Annotated in this window: 26 protein-coding genes and 1 other RNA gene; 8 read left to right on the top strand and 19 right to left on the bottom strand. The window is 33.6% G+C overall.

The window, feature by feature from the left end; translation table 11 throughout:
• Window positions 1–6 precede the first annotated feature (6 nt).
• Window positions 7–975: a mannose-6-phosphate isomerase, class I gene (manA, locus tag F5ESL0246_RS02900; protein WP_122018018.1), complete on the bottom strand. Its 969-nt coding sequence runs from the start codon at window positions 973–975 to the stop codon at window positions 7–9.
• 599 nt (window positions 976–1,574) lie between these two features.
• On the opposite strand from manA, the gene ssrA reads away from it, so the two are divergent.
• Window positions 1,575–1,942: a transfer-messenger RNA gene (ssrA, locus tag F5ESL0246_RS02895) on the top strand.
• A 142-nt stretch (window positions 1,943–2,084) separates the two neighbouring features.
• Here ssrA and F5ESL0246_RS02890 read toward each other — a convergent pair.
• The 11 genes from F5ESL0246_RS02890 to F5ESL0246_RS02845 form a co-directional block, all read right to left on the bottom strand.
• The gene (locus F5ESL0246_RS02890; protein ID WP_122018017.1) at window positions 2,085–2,897 is read right to left on the bottom strand and encodes a Cof-type HAD-IIB family hydrolase; all 813 of its coding nucleotides are present in this window, start codon (window positions 2,895–2,897) and stop codon (window positions 2,085–2,087) included.
• Window positions 2,872–3,360 carry an HIT family protein gene (locus F5ESL0246_RS02885; RefSeq protein ID WP_122018016.1) on the bottom strand — a complete coding sequence of 163 codons (489 nt, stop codon included), beginning with the start codon at window positions 3,358–3,360 and terminating at the stop codon, window positions 2,872–2,874. The genes F5ESL0246_RS02890 and F5ESL0246_RS02885 overlap by 26 nt, the downstream gene beginning before the upstream one ends.
• A 71-nt stretch (window positions 3,361–3,431) precedes the next feature.
• Window positions 3,432–4,616 (bottom strand): acetate/propionate family kinase, encoded by a 1,185-nt coding sequence (locus F5ESL0246_RS02880; RefSeq protein WP_122018015.1) that lies wholly within the window; start codon window positions 4,614–4,616, stop codon window positions 3,432–3,434.
• Between the two features lie 43 nt (window positions 4,617–4,659).
• A complete protein-coding gene (locus tag F5ESL0246_RS02875; RefSeq protein ID WP_122018014.1) occupies window positions 4,660–5,661 on the bottom strand; it encodes a class I SAM-dependent methyltransferase in 1,002 nt (333 codons plus the stop codon).
• A gap of 183 nt (window positions 5,662–5,844) precedes the next feature.
• Complete coding sequence (locus F5ESL0246_RS02870; protein ID WP_158592476.1) at window positions 5,845–6,330, bottom strand: ComGF family competence protein; 486 nt, start codon at window positions 6,328–6,330, stop codon at window positions 5,845–5,847.
• Between the two features lie 7 nt (window positions 6,331–6,337).
• Entirely contained in the window at window positions 6,338–6,607 is a 270-nt protein-coding gene (locus F5ESL0246_RS08125) for a hypothetical protein (RefSeq protein WP_147441035.1), read from the bottom strand.
• Window positions 6,600–7,037, bottom strand: a complete 438-nt coding sequence (locus tag F5ESL0246_RS02865; RefSeq protein WP_122018012.1) for a prepilin-type N-terminal cleavage/methylation domain-containing protein — start codon at window positions 7,035–7,037, stop codon at window positions 6,600–6,602. Before F5ESL0246_RS02865 ends, F5ESL0246_RS08125 begins: the two co-directional genes overlap by 8 nt.
• On the bottom strand, window positions 7,015–7,359 hold the full coding sequence (locus F5ESL0246_RS02860; RefSeq protein ID WP_122018011.1) for a prepilin-type N-terminal cleavage/methylation domain-containing protein: 345 nt from the start codon (window positions 7,357–7,359) through the stop codon (window positions 7,015–7,017). Before F5ESL0246_RS02860 ends, F5ESL0246_RS02865 begins: the two co-directional genes overlap by 23 nt.
• Before the next feature lie 12 nt (window positions 7,360–7,371).
• The gene (locus tag F5ESL0246_RS02855; protein WP_122018010.1) at window positions 7,372–8,376 is read right to left on the bottom strand and encodes a type II secretion system F family protein; all 1,005 of its coding nucleotides are present in this window, start codon (window positions 8,374–8,376) and stop codon (window positions 7,372–7,374) included.
• Entirely contained in the window at window positions 8,342–9,316 is a 975-nt protein-coding gene (gene comGA, locus F5ESL0246_RS02850) for a competence type IV pilus ATPase ComGA (protein ID WP_122018009.1), read from the bottom strand. The genes F5ESL0246_RS02855 and comGA overlap by 35 nt, the downstream gene beginning before the upstream one ends.
• A 200-nt stretch (window positions 9,317–9,516) precedes the next feature.
• The gene (locus F5ESL0246_RS02845; protein ID WP_122018008.1) at window positions 9,517–10,242 is read right to left on the bottom strand and encodes a YebC/PmpR family DNA-binding transcriptional regulator; all 726 of its coding nucleotides are present in this window, start codon (window positions 10,240–10,242) and stop codon (window positions 9,517–9,519) included.
• 259 nt (window positions 10,243–10,501) lie between these two features.
• Between F5ESL0246_RS02845 and F5ESL0246_RS02840 the strand changes: the two genes are divergently transcribed.
• The 4 genes from F5ESL0246_RS02840 to F5ESL0246_RS02825 all read left to right on the top strand — a co-directional run bounded on the left by F5ESL0246_RS02840 (window position 10,502) and on the right by F5ESL0246_RS02825 (window position 16,549).
• Window positions 10,502–12,109 carry an APC family permease gene (locus tag F5ESL0246_RS02840; RefSeq protein ID WP_369916842.1) on the top strand — a complete coding sequence of 536 codons (1,608 nt, stop codon included), beginning with the start codon at window positions 10,502–10,504 and terminating at the stop codon, window positions 12,107–12,109.
• 99 nt (window positions 12,110–12,208) lie between these two features.
• Window positions 12,209–13,030, top strand: a complete 822-nt coding sequence (locus F5ESL0246_RS02835; protein WP_122018006.1) for a Cof-type HAD-IIB family hydrolase — start codon at window positions 12,209–12,211, stop codon at window positions 13,028–13,030.
• Between the two features lie 42 nt (window positions 13,031–13,072).
• Window positions 13,073–13,774 carry an ABC transporter ATP-binding protein gene (locus F5ESL0246_RS02830; protein ID WP_122018005.1) on the top strand — a complete coding sequence of 234 codons (702 nt, stop codon included), beginning with the start codon at window positions 13,073–13,075 and terminating at the stop codon, window positions 13,772–13,774.
• Between the two features lie 12 nt (window positions 13,775–13,786).
• A complete protein-coding gene (locus F5ESL0246_RS02825) occupies window positions 13,787–16,549 on the top strand; it encodes an ABC transporter permease (protein WP_122018004.1) in 2,763 nt (920 codons plus the stop codon).
• Window positions 16,550–16,801: 252 nt separating this feature from the next.
• Here the strand turns inward: F5ESL0246_RS02825 and F5ESL0246_RS08350 are convergent, their stop codons facing one another.
• Both F5ESL0246_RS08350 and F5ESL0246_RS02815 read right to left on the bottom strand, forming a co-directional pair.
• Window positions 16,802–16,891 (bottom strand): GrpB family protein, encoded by a 90-nt coding sequence (locus F5ESL0246_RS08350; protein WP_147441034.1) that lies wholly within the window; start codon window positions 16,889–16,891, stop codon window positions 16,802–16,804.
• On the bottom strand, window positions 16,892–17,104 hold the full coding sequence (locus tag F5ESL0246_RS02815; protein ID WP_122018003.1) for a GrpB family protein: 213 nt from the start codon (window positions 17,102–17,104) through the stop codon (window positions 16,892–16,894).
• Between the two features lie 286 nt (window positions 17,105–17,390).
• On the opposite strand from F5ESL0246_RS02815, the gene F5ESL0246_RS02810 reads away from it, so the two are divergent.
• The 3 genes from F5ESL0246_RS02810 to F5ESL0246_RS02800 all read left to right on the top strand — a co-directional run bounded on the left by F5ESL0246_RS02810 (window position 17,391) and on the right by F5ESL0246_RS02800 (window position 19,613).
• Window positions 17,391–18,155: an ABC transporter ATP-binding protein gene (locus F5ESL0246_RS02810; RefSeq protein WP_122018002.1), complete on the top strand. Its 765-nt coding sequence runs from the start codon at window positions 17,391–17,393 to the stop codon at window positions 18,153–18,155.
• Window position 18,156: 1 nt separating this feature from the next.
• Window positions 18,157–18,891, top strand: a complete 735-nt coding sequence (locus tag F5ESL0246_RS02805; RefSeq protein WP_122018001.1) for a multidrug ABC transporter permease — start codon at window positions 18,157–18,159, stop codon at window positions 18,889–18,891.
• Between the two features lie 86 nt (window positions 18,892–18,977).
• Window positions 18,978–19,613: an antibiotic transporter permease gene (locus F5ESL0246_RS02800; protein ID WP_147441057.1), complete on the top strand. Its 636-nt coding sequence runs from the start codon at window positions 18,978–18,980 to the stop codon at window positions 19,611–19,613.
• Window positions 19,614–19,706: 93 nt separating this feature from the next.
• Here the strand turns inward: F5ESL0246_RS02800 and F5ESL0246_RS02795 are convergent, their stop codons facing one another.
• From F5ESL0246_RS02795 to F5ESL0246_RS02775, 5 genes are all read right to left on the bottom strand, one after another.
• Window positions 19,707–21,614 carry a copper-translocating P-type ATPase gene (locus F5ESL0246_RS02795; protein ID WP_122017999.1) on the bottom strand — a complete coding sequence of 636 codons (1,908 nt, stop codon included), beginning with the start codon at window positions 21,612–21,614 and terminating at the stop codon, window positions 19,707–19,709.
• Window positions 21,615–21,632: 18 nt separating this feature from the next.
• On the bottom strand, window positions 21,633–22,004 hold the full coding sequence (locus F5ESL0246_RS02790) for a cupredoxin domain-containing protein (protein WP_122017998.1): 372 nt from the start codon (window positions 22,002–22,004) through the stop codon (window positions 21,633–21,635).
• Window positions 22,005–22,291: 287 nt separating this feature from the next.
• Window positions 22,292–22,948 carry a hypothetical protein gene (locus F5ESL0246_RS02785; RefSeq protein ID WP_122017997.1) on the bottom strand — a complete coding sequence of 219 codons (657 nt, stop codon included), beginning with the start codon at window positions 22,946–22,948 and terminating at the stop codon, window positions 22,292–22,294.
• Window positions 22,949–23,071: 123 nt separating this feature from the next.
• Complete coding sequence (locus F5ESL0246_RS02780) at window positions 23,072–23,398, bottom strand: YxeA family protein (RefSeq protein WP_122017996.1); 327 nt, start codon at window positions 23,396–23,398, stop codon at window positions 23,072–23,074.
• A 2-nt stretch (window positions 23,399–23,400) separates the two neighbouring features.
• A complete protein-coding gene (locus F5ESL0246_RS02775) occupies window positions 23,401–24,060 on the bottom strand; it encodes an ATP-binding cassette domain-containing protein (RefSeq protein WP_122017995.1) in 660 nt (219 codons plus the stop codon).
• Window positions 24,061–24,070: the final 10 nt, after the last annotated feature.

Below are 24,070 nucleotides of genomic sequence, written 5' to 3'. Positions count from 1 at the left end.
TGTAAACTAGTTGTCACTTCCAGGCGCAGAAATCATCATTTTCATCTTTCCAGAGAAAGAAAACTCTTTAATCATATTTGGAATAATAAAATTATCTCCAATAGAAATATTATAAATTTTACTATCTACTTTTATTACCCCTGTTCCTGAAATCACAGTAACTAACATGTACGGATGATTTACAAGACCAGTTTGCCAATCCCCATCGAGTTCTACTTGCCATAAATAAAAATGTGGTGACATAGGCGGTGTGACAAGTATTTTGATAGTAGCATCTTTTTCTTGTTTTACATTAATATTAAGCTTAGGATCAACATGAGGTACTTTGGTTACGTCAATTGACTTTTGCGTATGCAATTCACGTTTTTTACCTGTTTTTTGATCTATTCGATCATAGTCATAGAGTCGATAAGTGATGTCACTGGACTGTTGCGTTTCAATCACCATAATTCCTTTAGTTAGAGCATGGATAGTTCCCGCCGGAACATAGAAAAAGTCACCAGCCTTAACAGGTACTTTACGTAAAAGTTGATCCCACTCTCCATGGTGGATCATTTCTGCTAATTCATCACGGTTTTTAGCAGTATGACCATAAATTAAGTACGATCCAGGATCAGCTTGTAAAACGTACCAACTTTCAGTCTTACCGCTATCATTTTCAATTTTATGAGCATATGAATCATCTGGATGTACCTGTACCGATAAGTTGTCACAGGCATCAAGAAATTTAACCAATAGTGGAAATTCTGAACTTTTGGGATTACCAAAAAGTTCAGGATTTTCACGATAAATTTTTCGCAAACTCTTGTTCTTAAATACACCATTAACAGCTACTGAAGCAGCTCCTTTATAACCAGAAATGACCCAGGCCTCACCAACTTTGCCAGCAGGAATATCATAATTAAAAATTTCCTTTAACTTACGTCCACCCCAAATTTTAGGTCTAAAGTAAGGTTTTAAAAAAATAGGTTCCATATTTTATCACCTCTAAATAAGTGTAAACTTTTATCACAAAAATTTAAAACCATTTCTTAATTTTAAAATCAAAAAACTTCTTTCTTAATATTTTGTTCAAAATTTAAAGACTTTTATTTTATCATTTAAGTTGTTATATTTTAGCTTTAATTTAGTTAAGTTGAACATTGATTTTTACTTTGTACAAAAATCCACGTTAGCTATCAACTTATAGTTGTTAGCAATTTTTAAAGAAATATCCTTAGCTTTTATTGGGAACTGTTAGTTTTTACAATCTTGTTTAAACTTAATTATAATAACCAATTATAAAAAAAGAAACTTTATCCTATCCAACTTTATTGTAATATTCAAGTTGTTTTGTTTATTTCGCTCTAATCATTAACTTTAGATTATCGTTTAAACTAACTTGCATATTAAGTAATAATACTATCTAGATATGAGAATAAAAACTGAAACATTGGTATTGGAATAAAAAAGGAAAAGGCGATTACATTATTTTTAACCTTATTCAAAATTAACTCAATATAACTGGTTAACCATGTACAAAATTACCAAGTGGTCGTATAACATAAACTATGCTATAATATTATTATCAAAAAGGGGATGTTTTGGGATTCGACAGGCGTAGATTCGCATTGACTGCGATCCGTAGGTCACGTCTACGTTAAAACGTCACAGTTTTATAACTGCAAATAAACAAAATTCTTACGCATTAGCTGCCTAATTTAGGCACATGTGTTGCTTCTTACTTGATTACTCACGTCTAGTTTGAGAAGTATCAACTTAGTGAGTTACGTTTAACTACCTCATCTGAATAGTTAAAAAGAGTCATTTCAGATTAGCTAGTTCATTCTTGCCCTGTTATATGGCGTTTTGAATTAGTGAAATTCAAATAGTATAACTATGTTCGTAGATGTTAGTGACGGAATGCGTTTGGACAGGGGTTCAATTCCCCTCATCTCCATTTTAAAAAGCCCTTAACTATAATAGTTAAGGGCTTTTTACTTGGCTAAGGTATCTGAATTGTATCTAATCAATTATTTTTTCTTTGTTCAACATATTCTAAATAATGTCTAAGTTTTTTTCTTTAGCATTTTTTAAAAGTGTAATCACAATAATACATATTTATTGAAGGCTTTCATAATTCCGTTTTCATCATTTGTTAAGGTAACATAATCTGCATGCTTTTTTGCCTGATTAGAACCATTTCCCATTACAACAGATATACCAGCAAAATCAAGCATTGGAATATCATTTCTCTCATCTCCAATTGCCATAATTTCATTCGCATCAATTCTCAGTTGTCTAGCTAAGAATTCGAGGGCAACACCTTTATTAACATTTTTATGCATTACTTCAAGAAAATTTGCCGCCGCCCTTACAACATAATTTCTTTGTCCAAATTTAGCAACTACATCTTGTTCAATTTGATCCAGCTTTTTTGTTTCATCAGCAAAAACTGCTTTGATGATATGATGATTTTCTGATAATTCTTCTGGTTTTCTAATTAAAATTCCAGCATCATTCTCCCAAGCTTGAATTACTGTAATTCGATTAACATTATGATTACTAGTAATAATCTGACTATCGGCATCAACAATGTTGTATGCAACTTTATGCTTTTGGGCATATTGATCTATTTGTTCATAAGTTGTCTGAGATAATCTATCATCCTTAAGCTTACTCCCACCAAGTGACTCAATCACTGCACCATTAAAAGTGATCACATACTGATCATCTCCAGTTATTTTAAGATCACTTAAAAAGTGTTGAACCCCAGCTAACGGCCTACCAGAACAAAGAACTACTTTAATTTCTCGATCTAGTGCCTGCTTAACAACTTTTTTAGTGGATTCAAGTAATCTACCATGGCTATTTAACAGTGTATCATCAACATCAATTGCTACTAGTCTTATCATCAGTTTTATCCCCTACTTTTGCTATTAAGTATTTGGTTATTGCTGCTCTTAACTCACCATGTTTTTGAGAATTATATTGATACTTCTTCTCAGTCCAATACTTCGTATTATATCCAAGCCAAACTGGTTTAATACGTTTAACTGGATTTTCAAATTTATATCTTGGAAAAACATGTGCATGTAAAAACTTATCAGTATTACCTAAAATATCATAATTAATTCGATCAGCATGACAAACGTGTAAAATGGCATCTCCCAATATACTCATATCCCGTAAAAAAATTGTTCTTTCCACAATGCTTAATTCATTCAGAGATGCAACATTCCTTTTTGGTAACAACACACAATAACCAGGTAAAAATTGGGTATCACCGAAAGCAGCATAACCACCCTCTAATTCGGCCATAACCATTGGATTAGTCCCATTTATTGCTGCAGTAATTCGATCTTTTTGCCAATTGCCCATATAAAAACTCCATATTTATATAATAAAAGATCGTTAAAAATTAACGATCTTTATTATATATTAAATTGTGATTAATTTAAATGGGCTAAACGGACAACATCACGTTCAATCATTAATTCTTCATCAGTCGGAATAATCATTGCTTTGATCTTAGAATTTGCTTTAGAAATGAACTTCTCACCATTAACTTTGTTAGCTTCATAATCCGGTTCTAAGCCCATAAATTCAAATGATTGCATAATCTTTTCTCTAACTCCTGCATCATGCTCACCTACACCAGCAGTAAAGATAATTGCGTCAACGCCTTCCATTTCAACAATATATGAACCAACATATTGTCTAACGCGATTAACAAAAATATCACGAGCCAAACTTGCTCTTGAACTAGAATTATTTTCTAAGTCACGCATATCAGAAGAGATTTCAGAAATTCCGAGCAAACCAGATTGATCATTTAATATCTTGATCATCTCATTAATATCAATATTTTCCTTGTTCATAATATATTGCAAAACCGATGGATCAACATCTCCGGAACGAGTCCCCATTGTCACACCAGCAAGTGGAGTAAAGCCCATAGAGGTATCGTAGGACTTGCCATTTTTAACCGCTGTAACTGAAGCACCTGATCCTAAGTGGCAAACGATCAATTTCAAATCTTTTGCTTCTTTACTCAACATTTCTGCTGCTCGCCCCATAATATAACGAACGGATGTACCATGTGCCCCGTATTTACGAACACCATATTTTTCATAATACTTATAAGGAATTGAATATATATAATGCTCTGGATCTAATGTTTGGTGAAATGACGTATCAAAAACACCAATCTCTGGGACACCTGGCAATAATTTCATAAAAGCTTCAATCCCTTTGCCCTCAGCAGGATTATGCAGGGGAGCATATTCTTTCAGTCCGTAAATTTTTTGTAACTTTTCTTCATCAATAATTGCAGAATCAGTAAATTCTTCTCCTCCGGCAACAATTCTATGCCCAACACCAACAATCTCACTTAAATCTTCAACCACTTTGTATTCTTTTAAAGCTTTTAGCAACAAATTAACTGCTGTTTCTTGATCCGGAATAGTGACTTCTTCAGAATGCTTTTCACCATTAGACAATTTAATTTCAAAAGATGAACCTTCAATACCTACCCGATCTGCAATTCCTTCTGCCAAGACTTTTTCTTCAGGTAAAGCAAACAACTTATACTTAAAAGAAGAGCTACCTGAATTAATTGCTAAAACTTTTTTCATAAACTTAATCCTTCCATACAGACAATTTTGACTTTTTCACAAATTAATCAATATTTTTAGTATACCACTCATTTAGTTTAACATTAAGCTTTATTAGGTCTTTCTCTTTTTTTAAAGTGTCCAACTTTGTGAGAAAAACTTCACTAGTATGGACATCATTTCCATGATTTTGAAATACTAAAACAGCCTTTTGATTTAACTTATTTTTAAACATGCTGTCTGGTAATTCAACAATCGCTCGAAGGGCAACTTTTTCTGATAACCATGGCATGAAGTCGCTTCCTCCTTTACCGGAAAGAATTGCTTGCGGTACTAGCAAGAAAGCATAACCACCAGGTTGTAAATTTTTAATGATTTGTTCAATAAATAACAAATGAGCAAAAGAATGTCCTTTTTCAGATTTAGTTGTAAAGTTTACCGCATTATCATCCAGTGGATAATAACCAATTGGCAAATCACTAATAACTACATCAGGATTACTAAATAACCATGGTGTAAGCGCATCTTGACAGTATAAATCAATCTTAAGTTTATTTAACTGTGCGCCAATATCAGTAAAGTTAAGCATTGTTTCATCATTATCTATTCCAATTAATTTGAAGTTTACTTTAGAATGATTTGCACTCTTTAACTGATTAACAACCGAAAACATTAGATCGCCCATTCCAATTGCAGGGTCAGCCAAAAGTAAACTTTTGTTCGGAAGTAACTTTTGCATAAACATTGCAATTATAGTTGAAATTGTAAGTGGTGTAGGCAACTGATTAGCATTAAGACCATCTTCTTCTACATCTTTAAGCAATAAGTAAGTATAAATTTGTACCTTTACTTGTTGGGTAAGCTTTTTATAATGTAGTTGTGAATATTTTTGACTTAATAGCTTGACTGTTTCCGGATCTGGTGCTCCAACTTCAACCTTAATTTGATCATTTTCAAGATTATCAAATGTTTCAGTCAATGCTTCCCCAAAAGTTACATTTAGTGCATCTTGCAAACATTCTACACAACTCAAAAATTCATTATATAATTTTTCGATTTTATCCATTACTATTCCCCTTATCTTCTAATCATTTTAATAGAATAAAGGGAACCAGTGCAAGCAAATCATTCATTAAGCAGATATTCAATTATCAAATAATTGTTTTTCATATCATTGCGATAGATTTCTTGATAAAATTGCAAAAAAATTAAACATGTACTTAATACTAGTACACTACTTAATAAGGCACTAGCTTTCAATTTTAATTTTTTTCTTTTTGCTAAATTCATTTTTTTCTCTCTTCTTAGGCTGAGCACCGAATTTAAAAATTAAATCAGAATTACGATTATCTTTTTCAGTGATATGAATTTCCATTAAACAATCTTTTGTATGAAAATTCGCTCGTTTGATATTCAATAAAAGTGGCATATGCCCACCTTCAGATGTTGTTACACGAATCATATTTTTATACTGAGAAACTAAATAGGTCTTTTTTTGACCGTCTTCATCAACCTTAACAAATGCCCCTTGTCTTGAATTGGATATTTCTGGAAGTGTATAAGCTGCTTTGACCTTATCCTCATGCAAAAACCGATTCAATTGAACGTATGCAAACACAACATCATCAGTTTTGTGAAACATTCGATTAGAAACCGTTACAGTTTTGATTAAATTTTGTAAAGTTAAAACTACAAGCAAAGTTACAATGACCGAAAAAACTGCTTCTGCTAGCATAAACCCCTTATTTTTTGATGTAATAAGTTTCTTTGGTGGATATATCATATATACTTTTTTCACCCCGCAACTCATAAAGTTGATCATGAACCATGATACTTTTAAGATTATTTTTCTTTAGTACACGCCAAGCATAGATTCGGTCTGTTTTCAATTCAATCTTTCGTTCCGTTGTCCTAGTATCACTAACTATTAATGCCATTGAGGAAACCCCCATGATTGCTAAGATTAAAGCAACCATGCTTTCTGCTAATAAAAAGCCTTTTAATCTACGCATTACTATCAATTGCGCGCCCCCAGGTCATTTGTAATTTAATAATTTTAGTGTTTTTTCGATCGGTAATTTTAACTGTGTGAGCTGGCATCGAACCTTTGGCCGAAAGATTGATAGTGGAAAGATTATAAATCTTTATATGCTTATCAATATTTAAAGTTCGTGAGTAACCATTTCCCCAAATCGTAAGCTTGTTAATCGAAGCATAATATCTAATAACAGCAGGTTGATGCCGAATAGTTGAAATTCTAGCGGCCTGTTCAATAGAACTTTTAACTTCCCTAGTAGTATTGTCTAAAAGTAATTTTTCATTATATGTAGCAAGCTGAACGCTTTCTAATAGTACCAAACTAATAGCGATTATTAATGTCACCATTGTTTCAACCAAGGTGAATCCCGATGATTTTTTGTTAATTTTTTTCAACCACACCATTAGTTACCCGATAATTTTTAGACTTATCTAACTGCCTTTTAGTTAAGTAACCATCATTAAACATATTATTGAAATTTACATCCTTTCCATCTCTATCCTTATCATCCTCATATAATTCAACTTGAGTTTGTAATGTGGTTTTAAAAGCATCTTCTGTTCGATCACTTGCCTTTTGTTTCTGTCTAGTTAAATTAGGAGCAATAATTATAATTAACATAACAATAATTGCAACTACTACTACCATTTCGATTAACGTAAATCCTTGAGCCTTACTTGTTTTAGCAATAAGATTTAATATATATTTCTTAAAAAAATTCTTCATTATTAACACTCCTCAAATACTTTGCATCATGGCGTACATTGGCAGCAACAATTTTAAATACAACCCAATAATACATAATCCAATTAAAATAAAACAGAATGGTTGAATATCAACAATTACTTTTTCAATTTCTTGTGTTAAATTCGCAAATAATGTTTGCCCTAGCAGTAAACACCGTTTACCCATATCTTCTTTCTTTAAGCCTGCTTGTAGAAGTAGTAGTAATTCATCAGGTAAAAAATATTCTGCTTTAATTATTTTGCTTAAATTTTTCCCGTCTGCTAGTTGTTGTCCAATTTTATGTCCAATATAATTTTGTAATGAACCTTTTTCTTGTTTAGAAGCATATTCACACATTTTCTGTAATGAAAATCCTCCTGAAAGCAATAGGCCCACATCATAAATCAAGATATATTTAACATATAACTTAACTAACGGACCGATAATTGGATAATGCGCTAACCGAAGAAGAGATTGGTAATCTTGTTTTTTTAGTAATGTCAATACTCTAACCAAATAGTAAAGGAGTAAAAATACCAAAAGAAGCATCCCCATTAACATTAAGTCTCCTGTATGTTCTCCAGAATTAGCGAACTGGTTAGATACAAATGTTTGCATAAAAATCAACAATACAATCATCATCATAGCTAACACAATTGGATATGATAATTCAGTTCTTAGTTTTTTTTCTTGTTCTATTTTTAAGCGATTTAATGTTGCTAATTGTGAAAGACATTCAATTAAACTTCCCTGCTCCATTGCTAGATCAACTTGCGTAGCAACAGTTTTGGAAAACCCTAATTGTAACATTTCATTACTCAAACTTACGCCCGCTTTTATTTCACTGCTTAATTTTTGAATTAACTTTTGCCGACTTGGCCACAAAACAGGCATTATCTCCAAACTATTATTCAAAGAAAAACCATTATTTAAACTATTCTGCAAATAATCAAGAAAATTTAATCGTTCTTGAGCTGTTAACTTATCCTTTTTCAAATTGTTGATATACTTGCGCACTAATTTCACCTCTTTCCTTTAATTTAGCAAGATGCTTAGACCAATTAATAAAATTACTCCGCTTTTTAAGATTAATTTGTGATTGTAAAATTTCTCCACTAGCTATGTCCATCAAGCACGACGGCCCTTTAATTGTTGGAAGCAAGCGTTGATAACAAACGGCTGTTAAACAATTACTTAATTCATTTAAATTTATGTGCAAACTTTCAAGACGTGAAATTGTTTGAAGCGTGCTTTTAGCATGAACAGTTGCAAAAACCAAATGTCCACTTAAAGCAGCATCAACTGCCAAACGAGCAGTTGCAGCATTTCTGATTTCACCAATAATCAAAATATCAGGTCGATGCCTTAATGCTGCTTCTAATAGACTCAAATAAGTGATATCAGCCTCTAAGTTCACTTGTGTCTGCAAAAATGTTGCCTCATGTATTTCGACAGGATCTTCAATTGTCATTACCATTTGATTATGCCCAACTGTTTTAGCCAATTTATACATTGTTGTCGTTTTGCCAGATCCTGTTGGTCCACTAGTAATAATTAGCCCTCGCTGATAGGCTAACTGTTGCAACTGATTAATTTGCTCTTCAAAAAAATAATTACTATCCGCAATTTGATATATGATTCTAATAACTAGAGATTCATTATTGGTAAAATCGCCTAGACTAGATAATCTGAGAAAGTAATTTTGATTGTGATAAACATAAACCTGTGCGCCAACTTGAGGGCGACGGTGTTCAGCAATATCCATTTGAGCACCAAATTTTAAAAAATTAATAAGTTCTCGACCCTCGTTAATTGAAAGAGTAGCCTGTTTTTTTAGTTCATCGACTAATCGAAAATTTACAATCATTTCATCGACACCCACTACGAAAAAAACATCGCTTGCATGTAGATCAATCGCTGACTCAATTAGAGAATTAACCACTTCTTTAATCCGCATAAAAACCTCCTTTTTTGCTGCCAATATTAAATACGCAAAAAAGGCAAATTTTTTCCTCAAAAAAATTTATATTCAGCTTTGTTATCATTCAACAAATTATTTAAGACAAACAAAAAACCTATGAAATTGTAATAATTTCATAGGTTCTCAGTATCAATTATTAACGAAAATGTGGGTTAAAATAATTTTGATTTTAATGCTTAATCTTCGTCAGCAGCAGTGTAAACATTCTGAACGTCATCATCATCTTCTAATGCTTCAACCAAGTTATTAAATTGCTCCTTTTTCTCTTCAGGAACTTCAGTTGTGTTTTCTGGGATCATTGTTAATTCAGCATCCGCTAACTTATAACCCGTTTTTTCCAATGCATCTCTAACTTGAGCAAACTGTTTAGCATCTGTATAAATTTCATAGGCTTCATCACTAGTCTGAAGATCTTCACCACCAGCATCCATAACATCAAGCAGCATTTGCTCTTCATCAGCATCAGTAGTTGAACGATCAATTACAATGTATCCTTTTCGATTAAACATATAGGCAACTGACCCAGTAGCACCTAATGAACCACCATTACGAGTAAATGCAACTCTAACAGACGAGGCAGTCCTATTTTTATTATCAGTTAAAGCTTCAACAAAAATAGCTACACCTCCTGGTGCGTAGCCTTCATAGGTAATTTCATCATAATGCTCATCCGAATTCCCTTCAGCTTTCTTAAGTGCGCGGTCAATATTCGATTTAGGCATATTATTTGCGTGAGCCTTATCCATTACCATTCGCAAATTAGGATTTCCGGAAGGGTCAGGACCACCATTCTTTGCAGCCATATAAATTTCACGAGATAACTTTTGGAAAATCTTCCCTCTCTTTGCATCTTGCGCATTCTTGCGGCCTTGAATATTGTGCCATTTTGAATGTCCTGACATAAGAATCCTTCTTTCTCTTTTTCATCATATTTAATGAATTAATCTTAACGCATACACTGATAAAATTCAATAGTAGCAATCATTTCTGCTTATTTTCACAATTGCGGATTAGAGCTACCATTAATAATAATTTCAGATTTTATCTAGTCAATAACAAGATTAATTAGTAAAATAAAAATAATGGTTTTTAGAAGGAGATAAACTAGTGGAGGAAATAAATTCAAATAAAAAATATATATCTTGGCCAATTTTAACCTTAATGGCCTTTTGTACGGTAATCGGTCTTGATGATATCATGTATAATTTCCAAAATCAGGGCATGCCAGTCGTTACTTCTTGGATTATTATGTGTATTTTTTATGTTATTCCGTACTCATTAATGGTTGGTCAGTTAGGTTCTGTTTTTAATAAAGAAGGCGGTGGTTTGTCTTCTTGGGTTCGCGGAACAAACGGAGAATTTCTTGGCTATTTTACTGCTTGGACATATTGGGCAGCTTCAATCCCCTATGCAGTAGACTCGGCTAATGAAATTATTGTTGACCTTGGTTGGGCTTTAACTGGATCAGAGAAATTTCAAAACCAAATTTCTAATACCAAGTTTGCATTAATGACTTTTGCCATGTTTATTATTTTTATTTTTGTTGAACATTATTTTTCACGGTCAATGGAAGTTTTATCAACGATTGGCGGTGGATTAATGCTAATCATGACATTAATGTTTGTCTTTTTGGCATTTTTAGGATTAGCTAAATCAGGTGGTCACATGGCAACACAACCATTCACCTGGCATACCTTGATTCCTAAATTTGATATGCACTATTGGACCACAATAGCTATGCTAATTTATGCACTCAACGGTTGTGAATTAGTTGCTCCTTATGTAACACAAATGAAAAAGCCTAAAAACGATTTTCCTAAGGCAATGGTAGCTCTCGCACTTATGACAATTTTCTTAACTGTATTTGGTTCATTTGCTCTTGGAATTTACTTTAATAGTTACCACATTCCCAACGACTTAAAAATGAACGGAGCTTACTATGTTTTCGATATGGTTGGTCAACAATATGGTTGGGGTAAGTCTTTGCTATACATTTGGGCTTGGACATCTGTTTTTTACAATGCCGCGCTACTTGCCGTTTTACTTGATGCAATGACCAGAATGTTAATCTCAGATACTGGCGACAAATATATGCCGCACTTTCTACAGAAAAAAGATAAAAATGGTTTACCAATCAATGGCTATATCTTAACCGTGACATTATCGGCCTTTATAATGCTCCTAGGGATTTTCCTACCAGATATGAATGATATCTTTAACTGGTTGCTCAACCTCAATGGGATCATCTCTCCAGGTGTTACCTGCTGGATTTTCTTTTCTTTTATGCAAATAAGGAAAAATTCTCAAAAATTCCCGTCTGATTATGTTTTTTTGAAAAATGACAAGATCGGCTATTTAGCGGGACTATTCTTGTTTATTGTTACTGCCGTTGCCACAATTTTAGGGATTGCTCCACAAGACATAAAGCAGTTCAGCGGCTATTGGTGGTATGAATTGATTATTAATATTATTGCTGTAGTTGTTTTAATTGGTCTCGGAGTAATACTACCAAGCATCAGGCAACGTGAAGAAGAATACGGTATCGCTTTTAATCGTAAGCAATGGATAACAATTTTTGTATTAGTTATTGGATCTATTGTCTTTGACCTATATTTAGGCGGAAATAGCAAGCTTTTTGGTTCTTCTAATATCAATATAGGTCAAATTAAAGTGGGAATTAATATCATTTTAATTATTTTAGAAACTGTATTTGCTATTCTGATATGCTGGCTAGTAGGCAAAAGAAATCCAATAAAAAATAAAAATTAAGTGTATAAAATAAAAACAGATTCATCATAATGACTCTGTTTTTTTGCATTTAGACAAAAAATTCATCATAATATATTTAAAAGTAATAAGGAGCATATAATGACAAAAATTCCTTTTAAAGCAGTAGCAGTTGACATGGATGGAACCTTTGAAAATGATAAAAAAGAATTTGATCATCAAAGATTTGAAAAAATTCTAACTGACTTGCGCAGGCATCATGTTCACTTTATTGTTTCAAGCGGGAGACCATTATCTCGTTTACGACAAGACTTTTATGATTTTTTAGATCGAATTGATATTGTCGCTGACAATGGTTCAATTTTAACTCAAGACAATAAAATTATTTCACGACATGTTTTTACTTACCGCACTGGAATCAAGTTGATTAATTTTATTGAGACAAATTATCCAGAAATTAATATTGCAGCCAGTGGCTTAGAACGAGCATATGTTAACAAAAAAGCTCCAATTCAATTTAAAAATTTAATGCATTTCTTTTATCCCAATGCCATTGATATTGGGGATCTAAGGGATATTCCTACCAGTGATAGTCTAACTAAACTCACGTTGAAATGCTCCTCAGAATTGGCTAATGAACTTGAACGAAAATTTAATCAAAACAATCCCGAAAGAATTCATTGTACAACTAGCGGATTTGATAATATCGATGTAATGCCAAGCAATGTTAACAAAGGCCAAGGAATTAAATATTTCTTACGTTACTTTGCTATTAACCCTGAAGAACTAATTGCCTTTGGTGACGGAATGAACGACCAGGAAATGATTGAACTTGCTGGTTACAGTTACGCAATGGAAAATGCAGACGAACGTCTTAAAAAAATTGCTAAATATGAAGCACCAAGCAATAATGAAATGGGTGTCTTACAAGTGTTAGAAAGTTATTTAAAGCAAGCAGACTAAACACTAAACTATAAATTAATAAAGATAAAAAGGACAAATTTCATGAATTATATCGAAGTACGCCACAATTTCAAGCGCTATCATAGTGGTGAGACAGAAATATTGGCAAACAATAATGTTAGTTTTTCAATCGAAAAAGGTGAATTAGCTATTATTTTAGGCGCTTCGGGAGCTGGTAAATCAACCATGCTGAATATTTTAGGCGGAATGGATACTAATACATCAGGTGACGTGATAATTGATGGAAAAAATATTGCCAACTACAATAAACGACAATTAACAGCATATCGTCGTAATGATATTGGGTTTGTATTTCAATTTTACAATTTAATTCAAAATTTAACTGCCAAGGAAAATGTTGAACTAGCTTCCGAAATTGTATCTGATTCCTTAGACCCAGTTCAAACATTAATCGATGTTGGTCTTAAAAATCGTATCAATAATTTTCCTGCTGGACTATCAGGTGGCGAACAGCAGCGAGTGGCAATTGCTCGTGCTGTAGCTAAAAATCCCAAGATACTACTTTGTGACGAACCAACTGGTGCACTTGATTATCAAACCGGCAAAAGTGTTCTCCAAATAATTGCTAATATGAGTCGTAACAACGGTGCTACGGTTGTAATTGTTACACATAATAGTGCATTAGCACCTATTGCTGACCGCGTAATACACTTTCACGATGGACAAGTTACTAAAATCGAACACAATGCTCATCCAGAAAATATTGCTAATATTAAATGGTAGAAATGATCAATTATGAAAAAAATAATTTGGAAAAATTTTTGGCAGTCAATTGCTCATACGAAGGGGCAATTTCTATCAATCGTTGGTCTTATGATGATTGGTGCTTTTGCATTAGTTGGTTTATTTGTTACTGGTCCAGATATGCGATCTACTGGAAATCATTACGCGCAAAAATTAAATACTCCTGATTTAACTGTTATTAGTAACTATGGTCTTGATCAAGGGGACACAAAGAAAATTCGTCAAGTTAAAGGACTAAAAGATGTCGAATTTGGCTATATGACAGACACTGTCTTGAAAAATAGTGATGACAGTTTTAGGATTTTTTCTAAGCCAAGTAAAATCGGAAAATACCAGATAACTAAGGGATACTTACCAAAACACAAAAATGAAATTGCTTTAGCTGATCATTACTCAAATAAATTCAGATTAGGTCAAATAGTTTCTTTTTCTGAGAAGAAAAATATTCTTGGCTTTACTTTACTAAAACGAAGACGTTTTAAAATTGTTGGTTTTGTACGCTCCAGTCAAATCTTGTCGAATGTAAATTTGGGACAAAGTAGTAGTGGTACGGGAGAGTTAAAAGGCTTTGGCGTCGTTATGCCTACAGCATTTAACCATAAGGTATATACAATTGCCAACTTGACCTATCAAGATTTAAATAGATTGGACTCTTATGGCAAGGATTATACTAATAAAGTCAGCAGTCATAAAAAAGAATTACAGAGTATCCTGAGAAGTGAAGCCTCTAAGCGAAAGAGTCGAATCATTACTTCTGTTGAAAAAGAACTTCAACTAAAAAGAAGTCAGTTAGATAATACACAACAAAAATTTCAATTAGGGCGTCAGGAACTTGACGCAGCTCAAAACCAATTAAAGCAACAAAAAGCCACTTTAACTGCTCAAATAAAACAAAACCCCTCATTAGAAATGCAACAAGTGCAAGCAGAGCTAATAGCAAAAGAAAAGCTATTACAAAAGAAGAAACAAATTCTTGATCAAAAAGCTGCTGAAGTTGAGCCTAGAATTAAAGCTGGTAAAAGAAAATTAGCTAACACCAACAGACAATTAAATAATCTTAATTTGCCATCTTACAATGTTTATAATAGGCGCGAAGTTCCAGGCGGTGAAGGCAATGTTGTGTATACCACTGTAGCGCAAGTAGTTGAAGATTTAGCAAAGGTCTTCCCTATTTTTCTTTATTTTGTTGCTGCCTTGGTCACTTTCACCACTATGAATCGTTTTATTGATGAAGAAAGAATTAATTCAGGTACACTTAAAGCACTTGGCTATGACGATTATGTCATTATCAATAAGTTTATCTGTTATGGCTTTCTTTCTGGCACAATTGGAACAATTATTGGTGTATATTTGGGGCATACTTTATTACCCCAAATCGTTTATCATGCCTACTATAAATCGATTACAATCCCTCCAATTGAGGAGCATTTCCACTGGCAAATTAGTTTAGTTGCATTAATCTTATCATGGATTAGTTCCGTTTTACCGGCATATTTGACAGCTAAAAATGAATTTCGTGAAAAGCCAGCAGCTTTATTGCTGCCTAAACCACCAGCAGTAGGTGCTAAAATTATACTTGAACATTTTCCATTTATCTGGAATCATTTAAGTTTTACGCATAAAGTGACCGCACGAAATATTTTTCGGTATAAAAAACGAATGCTAATGACTATCTTTGGTGTCTGCGGATCTGCAACTTTACTTTTTGCAGGTTTTGCTGTCAAAAATTCAATCAGTAATATGAATAATCGGCAGTTTTCTGGGTTAATTCATTACAACATGATCGTCGCTCAAAAAACACCACTTACGCTTCAAGAGAAACAAGATCTCAATTCTAGATTGCATGGTTCTAATATTAAATCTGAAATACCAGTTTATTATGAATCCATGTCTAAAGTAGCGGGGGAAAATGCTGATACGCAAGATATTACTTTGATTGCTCCTAATTCAAGTAAACAACTCAAAAATTATGTTCATTTAGACGATCGTCAATCTAAACGTCCAATTTCACTAACAAATCATGGTGTTGTTATTTCTGAGCGCTTGGCGAGTTTATTAAATGTCACTAAAGGCGATCACATTACTTTAACTGATAAAAATAACCATCAGCGCACTATGAAAGTCGCAGATATCACTGAAATGTACATGGGACATTTTGTTTTCATGGATCGAACACAGTACGAAAAAATTTTTAGCTCAAGGTACAAAGCAAATGCACACCTAGTTAAGCTTAATGACGGTAGTCGCCAGAATACTAAGAAAATGGCAGCTAAATTTATGAATTTGACTGGTGTTATCGGGGTAGTTCAAAATACTGCTATTAGCCAAGAATTAGATGTTGTCGTTCAATCTTTAAACATGATTATGTTGGTCTTAATTGTAGTAGCAGGACTTTTGGCAATTGTTATTTTGTATAATTTAACCAATATAAATATTGCTGAACGCATTCGCGAATTATCAACAATTAAGGTTTTAGGTTTCTATGATAAAGAAGTCACGATGTATATTTATCGAGAAACAATTTTACTAACGGGAATAGGGATTTTAGTAGGTTATCTAACTGGCGATTTACTTTATCGTTATATTCTTTACGTTGTTCCACCTGCCAATGTCATGTTTAATCCGGCACTTTCTGCTTCAAGTTTTTTATGGCCTTTAGGTGTCATTGGTATTATCACTATTATTCTAGGCTTTATAGTGAATAGTAAACTGAAAAATCTTGATATGCTAGACGCATTAAAATCGGTTGATTAAGCTTAAAAGAAAAGAAGTTGTTTTTAAAAGCCAGATCCAATATAATTTAGGATCTGGCTTTTAATATTTCTTTATTTTAATCATCATTTATATCATTCAATCTTTCATACAATTATTAATTGCTCGTTGCTTAATCTTATATATCAATGGTCCCTTTGCATCAGCATAATCTTGAACCGTTGGCCAGCGTCGTGTTGCTAGTTTTTGTTTTAATTCTTGATATTTTAACCGATTGGTATCATTTTTTCTTAACTAATCACGAAAGAGGATTAAGTCTTTAGCTTCTTGACTATCCGGACCATATACATGAAGGTGTACATCAGGATCAATGCCAAGAAACATTCAATGCTCTTGAAATTCCGGCTCCCGAATTCGTAAAGTATAACCAGCTTGTTGTAATTGAAAAGCATAACTTGCTTCAGCACTAGGATTAAGAACAACCAATAAAATATCAATAATGGACTTAGACATAAGTCCCGTAACGGCAGTAGAACCAATATGCTCAATTTTTAAAGCCGTCGAACCTAAAGCTTGTTGAATTTTTTCCCTTTCAATTTGAAAAAATTAGGGTCATTTATTGTTATATTTAACCAGCTTAACCGACTGATTTTGGTCAACTTGACCAACGGTTACTTGCTGTAAATATTTTAGAGAAGTCATTTTAAAACCTCAAAATAAAAAACTGCTTAATTTAAATAGCAAAATAATATTTTTATGTTATAATTTTAACATAGCTTTAATGTAAATCATCAACAAATCTTCAAATTAACCTGTAAAATCATGATGTCACCCTTCCTTAATAGTGACACTTAAATTTACAACTAATTTTGGAGAATTTATTTTGGAAAATATTTTAGAAGTAAAACATTTAAAAAAGATTTATCATAGCAAGAATGAAAAATTTCACGCCCTTGAAGATATATCTTTTAACATTAAAAAAGGACAAATTGTTTCTTTACTTGGTCCTAATGGTGCTGGTAAAACAACGATTGTTTCAATTATTGGTGGCTATTTACTGCCAACCGAGGGACAAGTATTGCTTAATGGGCAAAATATTATTGGCACAACCCATCACCCGCATATAGGTGTCTCTTTTGGCGGTGATCTCGGTTTTTACCATCGGGCAACCGCCGCCCAAAATCTTGCTTTCTTTGCCGATTTGGCTCGAATACCGTATCGCCAGCAAAAAGCTGAAATCACTCGCGTACTAGAAATTGTTAATTTAAGCAACGTGGCGAAGAAAAAGGTCGGGCAATTTTCTAAAGGTATGACGCAACGTCTGCATATTGCGCGAGCGCTTTTAGGTAACCCACATCTTCTTTTACTGGATGAACCAACTAGCGGACTCGACGTCGAAATTGCTAAAAGCATTCGCGATACAATTAAAAATCTTTCTGATTTTGGAATCAGTATTTTACTAACCAGCCATACCATGTCTGAAGTGGAAGCTTTGGCCGACCAAATTATCTTAATTGGCGCGGGACGAATTTTTTCAACTGGAACAGTTGCTGAAATTGTTAAAGAGTCACAGGTCACCCATATCGACCGCTCTGCAACTTTAGAAGAATCATACTTGGCATTAGCACCAGAATTACGGAGGAAATAATATGAGATTTATCCGCCTGTTTTGGTTTCACTTTAAAGAATATCTGTCAGATCAATATTTTGTTACTTTGACTTTGACGAGTACCCTGTCCATCTTTTTGGTGCAATACACACTCGCCTATGCCAATCATCAATTAACCAACACTAGTATATGGTTACAAAGTGCAATCTTTGGCATGTGGTCTTCTTGTACCACAGCTGCTGGCAGTATCGGCTTTGAAAGATACAAGGGAACTTTGCCTTATTTAATTAATAACGCTTACGATGAACGCTTATCTTTAATTGCCTTATTATTGCCAGCTTCAACCTATGGCTTAGCAGCTTTTCCGCTAGCTTGGTTTCTTGCCCAACTTTTAGGTGTTACAACTGGCGCAATTACTTTCAAGTTCGGCTTCACTGTTATTTTATTATGGCTAGCAATGGCAACTATGGGAATTTTTATTGCCTCTTTCTTTACTCTCACTCCCAATGCAATTACTTATGAAAGTTTGATTGGTACACCACTTGTTCTACTTTCGGGTCTCTTTGGAAATCCTGTTTTTTTGCGGCCACTTATAAAAATCGCCCAGTGGTTTATTCCCATGACAACTCCAATTGCTGCTTTAACTGGTACTAGTTCAACCCTTAATTGGTCGGCTTATTTTTCTAGTTTATTAATTTGGTTTTTTTTAATAATCTTAATGGTTAAAAAAATTAATCAGTTAGCACGTAAGAAGGGAGAATTAACCTTAATCTGATGCTTAAAACACAATTTTCATCATTATCATTTTTGGCAAATTGGCGCACTATCCTAGTCTACTTTTTTATCACGCCTTTTGTTGACATGATCCTTTTAGTTTTAATTAATGCGCAATATACCGGGCACTTTGACTGGTCCATCGTTTTGGCATCAATTGCCATTGATGCCACCCATCTTTCAATGACAACCATGACCCAATCACTAATTACCGACGCCAACTTAGGAATTGACTATGAAATGATTGCTCAACGACCCTTTAGCTTACGTTACTGGACAGATAAAGTTTTTGTGGCTTTGATAGTTGGCTTTATTCTAGCAACATCTAACTTAGCCCTTGCCCTAATTTTTGGTGCACCACTTGTAATTATTAACCGCGTTATCATGGTTTTACCATTATTATGTTTATTTGGCATAATTTTAGGCTTTACTGCCTGGGCCATTAGTTGGGAAATGAATGACCCATATTTTCTGTCAAATCTTATCAGCTCGGTGATGAGTCTAGTAGCCGGAATTTTGGTGGTTATTTCGGCCTATCCCCAATGGCTAGAAAAAATTGCTCTACTTTTCCCTTTTTATGGTCCTATTAATTTAATTAAGTTTAAATATGCTGATTTACGCAGTAGTATTTTAGTTACGATAATTTGGTTAATAATTGGAATTATAACTTATATCGTACAAAGCAAACATGTTTTAAAGACCAGACATCATAAATACAATTAAGTAAATTATTACTTTTTCAACTTAAACTAAAAAATGGCTTAATAAAAAAGCGGATACTTTAACAGTATTCGCTTTTTATTATCACTTAAATATTTATATTTTGCTTTTGCCTAACAAAACCGAGCTAATAACAACTGATAATGAACTAAAGGCCATTGCCAAACCCGCAATCTCTGGACTTAAAACCAAACCAACTCCGGCAAAAACTCCAGCGGCAATCGGAATGCCTAAAACATTATAAATAAATGCCCAGAATAAGTTGAGTTTTATTCGTTGAAAAGTTTTCCGACTCAACTTGAGTGCACGAACAACTGCTAGTAAATCATTATTCATTAGAATAATGCCACCAGCATCTATTGCCACATCTGTACCGGATCCCATTGCAATTCCAACATTTGCTTGTGTTAATGCGGGCGCATCATTAATTCCATCACCCACAAAAGCCACATAGTGTTTTTCTTGCAATTTTTTAATAACCTCTGACTTATCGGTGGGTAAGACACCAGCGATTACCCGATTTATGCCGACTTGCTCGGCAATTGACTGTGCTACTTTTTGATTATCACCAGTTAACATTACGGTTTGCAAACCCATTTGTTTAAGCTCACTAATCGCTTCTTTTGCGTTCTTTTTTGGCGCATCTTGAATTGCAATTAAGCCAATGACTTCATTTTGAACTGAAACAGCAACAACCGTTTTAGCTGCTGTCTCTAATCTCTCTGCCTCATTGGCCAAACTTACAGAAATTTTCAAATTAGCAGCAGATATTAATTTGCCAATGTAGACAGATTCAGTCCCAATTTTACCACAAACGCCGCGTCCCTCTAGAACTTGAAAGTCACTAACAACTGCAGGTACTATCTTTTCTTTGTTGGCATAGGTAATAATTGCAGCCGCCAGTGGATGTTCCGATAACTTTTCTAATCCAGCAGCAATTGGCACTACCTGTTGCTTGTTACCAATTAGATCAGTTACTTCAGGTTTACCTTCGGTCAACGTGCCAGTTTTATCAAAAACCATTGTTCCAATATGATTAGCAGCTTCAAGAATTTCACCATTTTTGATCAAAATTCCCATCTTGGCTCCCCGGCCAGTTCCAACCATTAAAGCAGTTGGTGTAGCCAGGCCTAGGGCACAAGGACAGGCAATTACCATTACACTAACGGCATAATTAAGTGCAGTTGGAATGTCTTGTCCTAAGAAGACATTCCAAACAACAAAAGTAGCAATAGCAATAATTAATACAGTTGGTACAAAAATATTGGCAACTTTATCTGTCAATTTTTGTATTGGAGCATGACTACTTTGTGCCTTTTTGACAATTGCAATAATTTGAGCAAGCATTGTATCATTACCAACTTTTTCAGCTGTAAAAACAAACGAGCCTGTTTGGTTGATTGTTGCTCCGATTACCTTGTCACCAACTGTCTTTGTCACAGGCATGCTTTCACCTGTTATCATTGACTCATCAATATTTGATGAACCTGAAATTATCTTTCCATCAACCGGAATTTTTTCACCAGGTTTTACCTGTATTAAATCATTTTTAACGACTTGACTAACGGGAATTTGGATAAAATCTTGCCCACGTTTAACAAGAGCATTTTTTGCATTTAAGTTAATTAGTTTACTTATAGCACTAGAAGCATTGCTACGCATTTTTTCTTCTAACACTTGACCTAGTAAAACGAATGTAATAACAAAAGCGGCCGTTTCAAAGAAGACCGGTCGCTTCGTCAACATTGCATAAACACTATAAATGTAAGTCGTTAATGTCCCAAGCGCAACCAATGTATCCATGTTGGCATGATGCTTTAAAAAAGAAGCCCAAGCACTTGTGATAAATTGACCAGCAGCAAGAAACATAATAATGCTTGTAAGCACAAACATTGTCCAATTACCACCCGGGAGCATCCAACCCGTGAAGGGATGAATGATCATTTCTAACAACATTGGTATTGATAGGATTAACGACGTCCAAAATCGTGTTGTAATTTTCATATTAAATCTCCCGCAAATTTACTTTACAATAACTTTGCCATGAAACATATTCATACTGCATTGCCAATTGTACTCACCAGCTTTGGTTGTATCTATCTTAACTGATTCAACTTTTCCTTCAGGCAATTTTTGATTAATTCCCAAATCGGAGAAGATTACATGATCAAGACAACTAGCAGAATCAAGTCGCTTAAAGTTTAATGTTGCAGGAATCCCACGCTTCAAAATCACTTTTTCAGGAGAGTAACCGCCCTTGACAGCAATATCAACACTTTGCTTATTCTTAGATACTTCAGCCATTTTTGTTTGCACTGTATGCTTTCCGAAAAACCACCATGCAATAAAAGAAATGATAGCTATTCCAGCAAGTAAGATGATAATCTTTATCATGATAATTTCTCCTTTTTATCTTAATTTTTGTTTTATGTTTACATTTGTAAACTATAATAAGTATATGACAATTAGCTAAAATTGTAAATTTTAATGCTCAATTACTTAATGACAAAAGCATCCAGCTATCTGTCCCAATAAACCTAGTATTAAACTTTATTTTCAACATTAACCTTCAAATATTGGTTGATTTAAATTTGGATTTTGAATAAAAGCTATTTCAATTAGTTCCACTTACAAAATAAAGCCACAGATTGTTTTACAATCTGTGGCTTTAACTATTAAATTTACTTATCGCTTCTTAATAATATCCATTTGCTATAAGTCATATCATCAAACTTTTTCTGATCATATTTATCAGAAAGCTCTTTAGTTCGAAAGTATTGGTTGATTACTGTACCAGCTTGCGGATTACCTTCAAAAACTACAGTTTCTTTCTTACCATCAATTTCTTCAACTTTAGAAGTAAAGGCATAACTATTATCAATTGTTTTGTTACTTACTGGGGTAACAATAATCCAGTTATCACCGTTTATCTTCTTTTCACTGATGCGAACGAACTTAGCAAGTTTTTCTTTATTCTTTTCCTGCCATTTTCTTGACATTTGCCAAGGAGATTTTTTGATGCCCTTTAATTTACCACTGACAACTGCATTAACATATTCTCCGCTAGTAGGCAATCCCAAACCGGTTTGATGAAAATCTAATGGTTCCATTCTTAATAAATTTTTACTATACCATTTACCTTGCAATGAGTCTGGGAATGTATAGGATTTTCCAAAAGCAACCTTAACTGCTTTGGTACGTTTATTTACTTTGCTTCTTCTGCCTTGTTTTATTTTAGCTGCTTGCAAAGTTTGTGCTTTTGTAGCAATTAAGCTAGAAGCGGTCGATACACCGATTGTGGTAGCTGCCAACACAGTTAAAATCTTTTTACTTTTCATGTTTTGTCTCCTAATAAAACTTTTATCATTGGATTATATCATAGGTAATAAATAAAAGAAGCTAATAAGCCTCAAAATAAAATGTAAGATTTTAGCAATATCAGTAACTTGTTAAGTTCTAATTTATTTATTAACAGCAGTTAATTTGGGCATTTTCTTCTTAGCAATATAATCAATTACTTTGACATATTGCCCTTTATGATGAATCGCAATGTACTGCATGGTTGGATCATAACCGCCAACATAAATTATCTTATAAGGTAATTTTTTGCCCGACTTGTCAATCGCCTGTACATTGTAATATTTTTGCGTATTCTTAGGAACCTTGGCATAATCAACTCTCATCTTAATCATTGGATTAAGATAGTCAGTGTATTGGTTATGAATAAAAAATGGAGAAGTAAATAAAACAACTAAACTAGCAATAATTGAAAAAACTATTTTTTTCATTTTTAATCCTCACTTTTATCAATTTCAATTTTCTTATTATTTAATTTAATCACATAATCGCATTGCCGCCAAACCTGTGGGTCATGTGTCGCAATCATAATCGTTGTTTTGGGATCAAAGCCAGTTAACAAAGTATTTAAAACAATTTGACTATTTTCTGAATCTAGTGACCCAGTCGGTTCATCAGCAAAAATCACCTGTGGTTCTTTCAAAATGATTCGTGCTAATGCTACGCGTTGCTGTTCACCGCCACTTAACGTGTATACTTTTTGCTTAAGTGGCAACTTGTCTAAACCAACCTGTTCTAAAGCTTGTCTCATCTTAATATCTATTTCAGCTTTAGCCAATTTTTGGTTTGCCAGACCAAGTAGCAAGTTTTTCTTAACTGTTTGCGTATCAATTAAGGCAAAGTTTTGAAAAATAAATCCAAAATCTTCACGGTATAATTTTCTTCGATTTTTGGAATTGATTACTATGTCATTAAAACTAACCGTACCTGCTGTTGGTGGTTCTAATCCGCTTAAAACATTCAAAAAAGTCGTTTTGCCGGCACCACTTTTACCAACAATTGCATAACTTTTACCAGTTCCTAAACGGCAAGTAAGATCTGCAAAAATGGTCTTTTCTTTAAATTTTTTAGTAAGGCATTTGATTTCAAGCATTTTGTAACTC

The organism is Lactobacillus sp. ESL0246, assembly GCF_003692965.1.
Classification (GTDB): Bacteria; Bacillota; Bacilli; order Lactobacillales; family Lactobacillaceae; genus Lactobacillus.
This window is presented reverse-complemented; position numbering and strand designations above follow the sequence as displayed.

Bases quoted from the DNA above. Each gene is read 5' to 3' on its own strand.
- manA (WP_122018018.1), bottom strand. From the start codon at position 975: ATGGAACCTATTTTTTTAAAACCTTACTTTAGACCTAAAATTTGGGGT.
- F5ESL0246_RS02885 (WP_122018016.1), bottom strand. From the start codon at position 3,360: ATGGGCAATTGGCAAAAAGATCGAATTACTGCAGCAATAAATGGGACT.
- F5ESL0246_RS02880 (WP_122018015.1), bottom strand. From the start codon at position 4,616: ATGAAAAAAGTTTTAGCAATTAATTCAGGTAGCTCTTCTTTTAAGTAT.
- F5ESL0246_RS02875 (WP_122018014.1), bottom strand. From the start codon at position 5,661: ATGGATAAAATCGAAAAATTATATAATGAATTTTTGAGTTGTGTAGAA.
- F5ESL0246_RS02870 (WP_158592476.1), bottom strand. From the start codon at position 6,330: ATGCTAGCAGAAGCAGTTTTTTCGGTCATTGTAACTTTGCTTGTAGTT.
- F5ESL0246_RS08125 (WP_147441035.1), bottom strand. From the start codon at position 6,607: ATGCGTAGATTAAAAGGCTTTTTATTAGCAGAAAGCATGGTTGCTTTA.
- F5ESL0246_RS02865 (WP_122018012.1), bottom strand. From the start codon at position 7,037: ATGGTGTGGTTGAAAAAAATTAACAAAAAATCATCGGGATTCACCTTG.
- F5ESL0246_RS02860 (WP_122018011.1), bottom strand. From the start codon at position 7,359: ATGAAGAATTTTTTTAAGAAATATATATTAAATCTTATTGCTAAAACA.
- comGA (WP_122018009.1), bottom strand. From the start codon at position 9,316: ATGCGGATTAAAGAAGTGGTTAATTCTCTAATTGAGTCAGCGATTGAT.
- F5ESL0246_RS02845 (WP_122018008.1), bottom strand. From the start codon at position 10,242: ATGTCAGGACATTCAAAATGGCACAATATTCAAGGCCGCAAGAATGCG.
- F5ESL0246_RS02840 (WP_369916842.1), top strand. From the start codon at position 10,502: ATGGCCTTTTGTACGGTAATCGGTCTTGATGATATCATGTATAATTTC.
- F5ESL0246_RS02835 (WP_122018006.1), top strand. From the start codon at position 12,209: ATGACAAAAATTCCTTTTAAAGCAGTAGCAGTTGACATGGATGGAACC.
- F5ESL0246_RS02830 (WP_122018005.1), top strand. From the start codon at position 13,073: ATGAATTATATCGAAGTACGCCACAATTTCAAGCGCTATCATAGTGGT.
- F5ESL0246_RS02825 (WP_122018004.1), top strand. From the start codon at position 13,787: ATGAAAAAAATAATTTGGAAAAATTTTTGGCAGTCAATTGCTCATACG.
- F5ESL0246_RS08350 (WP_147441034.1), bottom strand. From the start codon at position 16,891: ATGTTTCTTGGCATTGATCCTGATGTACACCTTCATGTATATGGTCCG.
- F5ESL0246_RS02805 (WP_122018001.1), top strand. From the start codon at position 18,157: ATGAGATTTATCCGCCTGTTTTGGTTTCACTTTAAAGAATATCTGTCA.
- F5ESL0246_RS02800 (WP_147441057.1), top strand. From the start codon at position 18,978: ATGATCCTTTTAGTTTTAATTAATGCGCAATATACCGGGCACTTTGAC.
- F5ESL0246_RS02795 (WP_122017999.1), bottom strand. From the start codon at position 21,614: ATGAAAATTACAACACGATTTTGGACGTCGTTAATCCTATCAATACCA.
- F5ESL0246_RS02790 (WP_122017998.1), bottom strand. From the start codon at position 22,004: ATGATAAAGATTATCATCTTACTTGCTGGAATAGCTATCATTTCTTTT.
- F5ESL0246_RS02785 (WP_122017997.1), bottom strand. From the start codon at position 22,948: ATGAAAAGTAAAAAGATTTTAACTGTGTTGGCAGCTACCACAATCGGT.
- F5ESL0246_RS02780 (WP_122017996.1), bottom strand. From the start codon at position 23,398: ATGAAAAAAATAGTTTTTTCAATTATTGCTAGTTTAGTTGTTTTATTT.
- F5ESL0246_RS02775 (WP_122017995.1), bottom strand. From the start codon at position 24,060: ATGCTTGAAATCAAATGCCTTACTAAAAAATTTAAAGAAAAGACCATT.